5 protein-coding genes are annotated in these 7,100 nt (G+C 72.8%); all 5 read left to right on the top strand.

Annotated features, from left to right (window positions below; all coding sequences use genetic code 11):
- Window positions 1-936 (top strand): ABC transporter permease (locus ABT367_RS39920; protein ID WP_352258689.1); only part of this gene is annotated, 936 nt, incomplete at its 5' end.
- The gene (locus tag ABT367_RS39925; protein ID WP_352258691.1) at window positions 933-1,922 is read left to right on the top strand and encodes an ABC transporter permease; all 990 of its coding nucleotides are present in this window, start codon (window positions 933-935) and stop codon (window positions 1,920-1,922) included. The genes ABT367_RS39920 and ABT367_RS39925, both read left to right, overlap by 4 nt.
- Window positions 1,919-3,592 (top strand): ABC transporter ATP-binding protein, encoded by a 1,674-nt coding sequence (locus ABT367_RS39930; RefSeq protein WP_352258693.1) that lies wholly within the window; start codon window positions 1,919-1,921, stop codon window positions 3,590-3,592. The genes ABT367_RS39925 and ABT367_RS39930 overlap by 4 nt, the downstream gene beginning before the upstream one ends.
- 208 nt (window positions 3,593-3,800) lie before the next feature.
- Window positions 3,801-5,555 (top strand): DUF3492 domain-containing protein, encoded by a 1,755-nt coding sequence (locus ABT367_RS39935; RefSeq protein WP_352258695.1) that lies wholly within the window; start codon window positions 3,801-3,803, stop codon window positions 5,553-5,555.
- Entirely contained in the window at window positions 5,552-6,859 is a 1,308-nt protein-coding gene (locus ABT367_RS39940) for a hypothetical protein (protein WP_352258697.1), read from the top strand. Before ABT367_RS39935 ends, ABT367_RS39940 begins: the two co-directional genes overlap by 4 nt.
- Window positions 6,860-7,100 lie beyond the last annotated feature (241 nt).

The following is a 7,100-nucleotide window of genomic DNA, read 5'->3' on the forward strand; positions in this document are numbered from 1 at the left end:
GCCCGCTCGTTCTGGCGGCGGCTGCGCACGCAGCGCGCCGCCCTCGCGGCGGCGGTGGTCGTCGCCCTGCTCGTCCTGGTGGCCCTTGCCGCACCGCTGCTCACCGCGCTCGCGGGCCAGGACCCCAACGCGTACCACCCGGAGGCCGTGGACTCCGCGGCCGGCGGCGTACCGCTCGGGTCCTTCGGCGGGATCGGCGCCGAGCACTGGCTCGGCGTCGAACCCGGCACCGGACGCGATCTGTTCGCACGGATCGTGTACGGGGCGCGGGTCTCGCTCGGTGTCGCCCTGTTCGCGACCGTCGTCCAGCTGGCGCTCGGCGTCACGCTCGGGCTCGCGGCCGCGCTCGGCAACCGCTGGGTGGACCAGGCGATCAGCCGGTTCACGGACGTGGTCGTCGCGCTGCCGCTGATGGTGATGGCGCTCGCGCTGCTCGCGATCGTCCCGCAGTCGGTGCCGCGCCCGGTCCTGATCGCCGTGGTCGTGGGCCTGGTCGGCTGGTCGGGCACCTCCAAGGTGGTGCGCGCCCAGGCGCTCGCCCTGAAGTCGCTCGACCATGTCGCTGCGGCCCGGCTCAGCGGCTGGTCGACCTGGCGGATCGCCCGCCGTGAGCTGCTGCCCTCGCTTGCCGCGCCCGTCATCACGTACGGGGCGCTGCTCGTGCCCGCCAACATCTCGGTGGAGGCGGCGCTTTCCTTCCTCGGGATCGGCATCAAGCCGCCCACGCCGTCCTGGGGCCAGATGATCACCGAGGCCGATACGTGGTACGCCACCGCGCCCACGTATCTGCTCATCCCGGCCTCCCTGCTCTTCGTCACCGTGCTCTCCCTGACCGTCCTCGGCGAGGGCGTGCGGGTGGCGCTCGATCCACGGGCGGAGTCGCGTCTCAGGGTCGGCGCGACCAAGTTCCGTAAGCGCACAAGGGGTTCGCGATGACCGGCTTCCTGCTGCGGCGCGTGGGCGGGGCGCTGTTCGTGCTCTTCGCCCTGAGCGTCCTCGTCTACGCGGTCTTCTACGTGGCCCCCGGCGACGTGGCCCGGATCGCCTGCGGACCGCGCTGCTCCACCGCCCAGATCGACCAGGTGAGCCAGCAACTGCGCCTGGACGACCCGGTGTACGCGCAGTACTGGCACTTCCTCCAGGGCATCGTGGCCGGCCGCGACTACTCCACCGGCACCGAGATCGCCCACTGCGGGGCGCCCTGCCTCGGCTTCTCGTACCAGAGCGACCAGCAGGTCACCGAGCTGATCCTGGCCAAGCTGCCGGTCACGGCCTCGCTCGTGTCCGGGGCCTTCGTCCTGTGGATCATCATCGGGGTCGGCACCGGCGTCCTGTCGGTGTGGCGGCGCGGGCGGCTCTCCGAGCGCGTCCTGACCTGGCTCACGCTGGCCGGCACGGCGACTCCCGTCTTCGTGATCGGGCTGCTTCTGATCATCGTGTTCTGCTCGACGCTCGCCTGGCTGCCCTTCCCGCAGTACGTCCCGCTCACCGAGGACCCCGAGCAGTGGATGTGGAATCTGCTGCTTCCCTGGTTCGCGCTCGCACTGCTCGAATCCGCCAAGTACGCGCGTCTGACCAGGAGTTCGATGCTGGAGACGCTCGCCGAGGATCACGTCCGCACCTTCCGCGCCTTCGGTGTGAGCGAGCGGGCGATCCTCGGACGGCACGCCCTGCGGGGCGCGGTGGCGCCCGTGATCGCGCTGAGCGCGCTCGACTTCGGCACGATGTTCGGCGGCGCGGTCCTCACCGAGTCGCTCTTCGGCATCCCCGGGCTCGCCCGCGAACTCGTCGAGGCCGTACGGACCGTGGACCTGCCCGTGGTGGTCGGCCTGGTCCTCGTCATCGGCTTCTTCGTCGTCCTGGCCAACACCGTCGCCGACGTCCTGTACGCGGTGGCCGACCGACGGGTGGTGCTCGCATGAGCCTGATCGAAGTGACCGACCTGTCCGTGGACTTCGGTTCCGTACGGGCGGTCGACAAGGTCTCCTTCACCCTTGAACCGGGCGCCGCGCTCGGTGTGGTGGGGGAGTCGGGCTCCGGCAAGTCCACGGTCGCGTACGCGCTGCTCGGCCTGCACCGCGGGACGGGCGCGTCGGTATCGGGTGCGGTCGAGGTCGCGGGCGTCGATGTGTCGGCGGCCTCGGACGGTGAACTTCGCTCCTTGCGCGGCGGCAAGGCGGCCATGGTCTTCCAGGACCCGCTCTCCGCGCTCGACCCGTACTACGCGGTCGGCGACCAGATCGCCGAGGTGTACCGCGTGCACCACCGGGTCTCGCGGCGGGCGGCCCGCGCGCGGGCCGTGGAGGTGCTCGACCGGGTGGGGATCCCCGACGCCGCGCGCCGGTCGCGCTCGCGGCCGCACGAGTTCAGCGGGGGGATGCGCCAGCGCGCGCTGATCGCGATGGCGCTCGCGTGCGAACCCCGGGTGCTGATCGCGGACGAGCCGACCACCGCGCTCGACGTGACCGTGCAGGCGCAGATCCTGGATCTGCTGCACGAGTTGCGGACGGAGACGGGGATGGGGCTGCTGCTTGTCACCCATGACGTGGGGGTGGCGGCGGAGAGCGTCGACGACGTGCTGGTGATGCGGCACGGGAAGGTGGTCGAGCGGGGGCCGGTGGGCGAGGTGCTCGCGGCGCCCGCGCAGGCGTATACGCGGGAGTTGCTGGCGGCTGTGCCGCGGATCGAGGCGGAGGGGTCCGAGGGCGTGTCCGTGCCCGGACCTCGCGTCGAGCCCGGGGCTGCCGCATCGGCTGTCGTCCCGGCCGAGATTTCGGTTGCCGCCTCGGACGGCGGCTCAGCTGACGCCTCCGCCGCCGGAGCGCCCGTTCTCGCGGCCCAGGATCTGCGCAAGGTCTACGGCAAGCGGGCCAAGGCCTTCGCGGCCGTCGACGGGGTCTCGGTCGCCGTGCATGCGGGCGAAACCCTCGGCATCGTCGGCGAATCGGGCTCCGGCAAGACCACCCTCGGCCGGATGCTCGTCGGGCTGCTCGCCTCGGACGGCGGCACCGTCTCCCGTACGGCGGATGTGCAGATGGTCTTCCAGGACCCCGGCTCCGCGCTCAACCCCCGCCGCTCGATCGGCGAATCCATCGCCGACCCGCTGCGGGCGCGCGGCGAGAAGGACGAGCAGCGCATACGGGCCCGGGTGGACGAACTCCTCGTCCGCGTGGGCCTGGAGGCGGCGCACTACGACCGCTATCCGCACGAGTTCAGCGGCGGCCAGCGCCAGCGGGTGTGCATCGCCCGTGCCCTCGCGCCGTCCCCGCAGTTGATCGTGTGTGACGAGCCCGTGTCGTCCCTCGACGTGACCACGCAGGCCCAAGTGCTGGCTCTGCTGGACGAGTTGCGGCGCGAGCTCGGTCTCGCGCTGGTCTTCATCGCCCATGATCTGGCGGTGGTACGGCAGGTCAGCGACCGGGTCGCCGTCATGCGGCGCGGGCGCGTGGTCGAGTCGGGGACGGTCGAGGAGGTGTACGGCGCTCCCCAGGACCCGTACACGAAACAGCTGCTCGCCGCCGTACCCGCGCTCGATCCGTCGGCGGCCGCGCTGCGGCGGTCGGAGCGGCGGGAGTTGGCGGAGGTGGCCTGACCCGTACCGCGAGCATCACCTTGCGTGACCGACCGCGCGCCTAGCGCGATCGAACGCTACCCGGCCAGGAAAGTTACGGCCGTTCACCCCTTCTGGTGGCGCGATGGACAACCGTCCATCGCGCCACCGGCATATCCGCATACGTTCGTTTCGCGGGGGGCGCCCGTGACCACGGAGCCCCAGTCGAAGAAGGATCGGGGGTGTACTCGTGCGCATCGGACTGCTCACGGAGGGTGGCTATCCGTATGTGACGGGTGAGGCCAGGCTCTGGTGCGACCGCCTGGTGCGGGGGCTCGACCGGCATGAGTTCGACATTTTCGCGCTCAGCCGCAGCGCGCACCAGGAGGAACAGGGGTGGATCCAACTTCCGCCCCAGGTGCATCGCGTGCGGACGGCTCCCCTGTGGACCGCCGAGGACGACGGAGTGGTGTACGGGAGGCGGGCGCGGCGCCGCTTCGCCGCACATTGGGGGGAGTTGGCGGCAGCGGTCTGTGCCGAGGGGGATGCGGCGGAGGACCGTTTCGCCGGAGCGCTGTACGGGCTTGCCGACCTGGAGCGCGAAGAGGGCGGACTCGCCCGTGCGCTGCGCTCCGAGGCGGCGGTCGACGCGCTGGAGAAGGCCTGCCGGGCGCCGGGAGCGCCGCGGGCCGCACGCGAGGCGCGGGTCGCCGACCTGCTGACGGTCACCGGACTGATCGAGCGCACCCTGCGACCGCTCTCGCTCGACTGGTACGAGGAGGTCGAGGGCGGCCTCGGAGCGGTCGACCTGTGCCATGCCGCGTCGGGGGGCGCGGCCGCACTGCCGGGCCTGCTCGCCAAGCACTTCTACGGAGTGCCGCTGCTCGTCACCGAGTACGGAGTGCAGCTGAGGGCGCACTACTTGGGGGCCGCGGGAGCGCTGAGTGCGCCCGCGCGTGCGCTGCTCGCGGGTTTCCACGGCCGGCTCGCCACCGAGGTCTACCGGCAGGCCACGCTGATCACGCCCGGCAACACCCATGCGCGGCGCTGGCAGGAGAGATGCGGGGCCGACAAGGCCAAGCTGCGCACCGTATATCCGGGCATGGAGGCCTCGCGTTTCGCGGAGGTCGGCGAATCCACCGAACTCGCCGATCCGGACACCCTGGTGTGGGTCGGCCGGATCGAGCCGTCCAAGGATCTGATCGCGCTGCTGCACGCCTTCGCGGAGATCCGCAAGGAGGAGCCCAAGGCGCGGCTCAGGATCGTGGGCGCGCCCGCGGACGGGCCCGAGGCGGCCACGTATCTCGCGCACTGCACGGCTCTTGCGGCGCAGCTCTTCCCCGATGAGGCGGAGGGGGTGCACGCGGTGGGGGACAACCCGGTCTCGTTCGAGGAGATCGGCGGACCCGAGGTCCCCGAGCTGGCCGACGCCTATGCGGCCGGCAGCGTCGTGGTGCTCTCCAGCGTGGTCGAAGGCTTTCCGATCAGCCTGGTCGAGGCGATGTTCTGCGGCCGGGCCACCGTGTCCACGGATGTCGGTGCGGTGGTCGAGGTCATCGGCGGTACGGGGCTCGTGGTGCCGCCGCGCAATCCGCGCGCGCTGGCCGATGCCTGTCTCGCGCTGCTGCGGGACACCGAGCGGCGGGACCGTCTTGGGGCGGCGGCGCGTGCGAGGGCCCTCGAACTCTTCACGGTGGACCAGAACATCGCGGCATTTCGCGGCATTTACCTCGAGATCGTCTCGCACCATCCCGTACGGCGGGACGCGCTCGACGAGGCCGGGGAGCCGCAGCCGTTCGCCAACCCGGCGGAGGTGTATGTGCCGGGGCGCTGGACGGGGTCCGGACTGCGGGAGGAGCCGGGTGCGTCGGGCCCGAGGTGGGCCCTGGGTGCGGAGGCTCCGTCCGAGGGTGCGGCGGATGCGGGACTGCCGGATGCGGTCTTGCCGGATGCGGTGGGCGATGAGCCCGTCGGGGTCGGTGCCGCGGGGGAGGGGGAGCGGTGAGCGAATTCCGTACGGCGTCGAGTGCCGGTCCCGAGGAGGGTGTGCCGGACGCGCCCATCACGCCGGCCAGTCCTGGGAGTTGGGACACGCGGTCCGAGGAGGTGCTCTCCGATTCGGCGCTCACTGCTGGTGCTGCGGGTTCCGGTGCGCGTGCCGGCTCGCGGGTGGCGGATGTGCCCGCCGTCAAGGGCAAGGCGCGCAAGCCCGGGGGCCGCAGGGGTGCGGTCGATCCGGTGAAGGCGCTGATGCACCGTCACCGTGAGCTGTGCGAACGGGCGGTGGACCCGCTGGAGATCGCCGCCGGTCTGGAGGCGCATGGCGTCACCGACCGGACCGCGGCACGCTTCCGGCACCGTGATGTGTTCTCGCTGGCCGAGGAGATGTACGCGCGGGCGGAGCGGGACGACGAGTCGGCTTCGGGTGCGTCCGGTGCGTCTGCCGCTCTGTCGCGGGTGGAGAGTGCGGCCGCCGGGCCTCAAGTCCCGGTCGGCTGGGCCGCGTTCGCGATGCTGCCCGGGGCGGTGTGCGCCATGGCGGTGGCCGCGCTCGACCTCACGTCGGGGTCGGCGAAACTGTTCGCCGGTGTGCTGGGCGCGCTCGCCGTGGGGGTCGCGCTCAGGGTCGCGCTGCGGCAAGGGCCGCTGCGGGTGCTCGGGCGGCAGGTGCCGGCCACGCGGGCGTGGACCGGGTTCCTGCTCGCGTATGCGCTGATCGGTGAAGGGCTGCTCGACGGCATCCTGTCCGGTGGGCCCGACGGGCCCTGGCCGTTGCACACGGCGCCCCTGCTCGGGCTCGCGCTCGCCGTGGCGCCCGCGGCCTGGTGTGCGCGGGTCTTCGCGGTGCAGAGCGCGCGGACGCTGGCCGTCAGCCGGGGGCTCGACGACTTCGCGGCCGCCGTACGGCCGTTGCTCTGCGGGGTGCTCGCGGTCTTCCTCGCCGTGGCGACCGGGCTGCTGCTCGCGTCCGGCGCGGTGCTCGGGGAGGGGACGCGGGGCGTGGGTCCCGCGGTGGCCCTCGGGGCGCTGCTGCTGCTCGCGCGGTTGCTCGAGGTGCACGGATTCCCGGACGCGGGCGCGCTGATGCTGGGGGCGGCCTGCGCGGCTCAGACGCTTGCGCTCGCCACGGCGCTCGGTGGGCGGCTCCCGGGCTTCGGCTTCCTGTCCGCACCCGTCGAGGGTGTGGTCTCCGGGTGGGGGCCGGGGGCGGTACCGGTGCTGATCTGTGGGGGTGCGGCGGTGGTGCTGCTCGCTCACGCCATGCGGCGGCTTACTCGGGCTTCTGCGCATGCGGAGGTTGTGCGGTGAGGGGGCGTGCGGGTGCGGGTGGGTTGCCGGGGGTGAGCGCCTGCCGGTGCGGGTGGGTTGGCGGGTGCGGGTGTGTGGCGCCTGCGGCGGGCGGTTTTCCCCTACCCGCCCCTTCCCGAAACCGGGGGCGCGGCCCCCGGACCCCCGCGGGGCGGGGGAGGTCCTCTTCTGGGGCTGCGCCCCAGGACCCCATGCGGGGCTCCGCCCCTGCGCCCCGGCGGGGGCTGCGCCCCCTGCACCC

Origin of the sequence: Streptomyces mesophilus (genome assembly GCF_040300965.1) — a bacterium.
Classification (GTDB): domain Bacteria; phylum Actinomycetota; class Actinomycetes; order Streptomycetales; family Streptomycetaceae; genus Streptomyces; species Streptomyces mesophilus_A.

Bases quoted from the DNA above. Each gene is read 5' to 3' on its own strand.
- ABT367_RS39925 (WP_352258691.1), top strand. From the start codon at position 933: ATGACCGGCTTCCTGCTGCGGCGCGTGGGCGGGGCGCTGTTCGTGCTC.
- ABT367_RS39930 (WP_352258693.1), top strand. From the start codon at position 1,919: ATGAGCCTGATCGAAGTGACCGACCTGTCCGTGGACTTCGGTTCCGTA.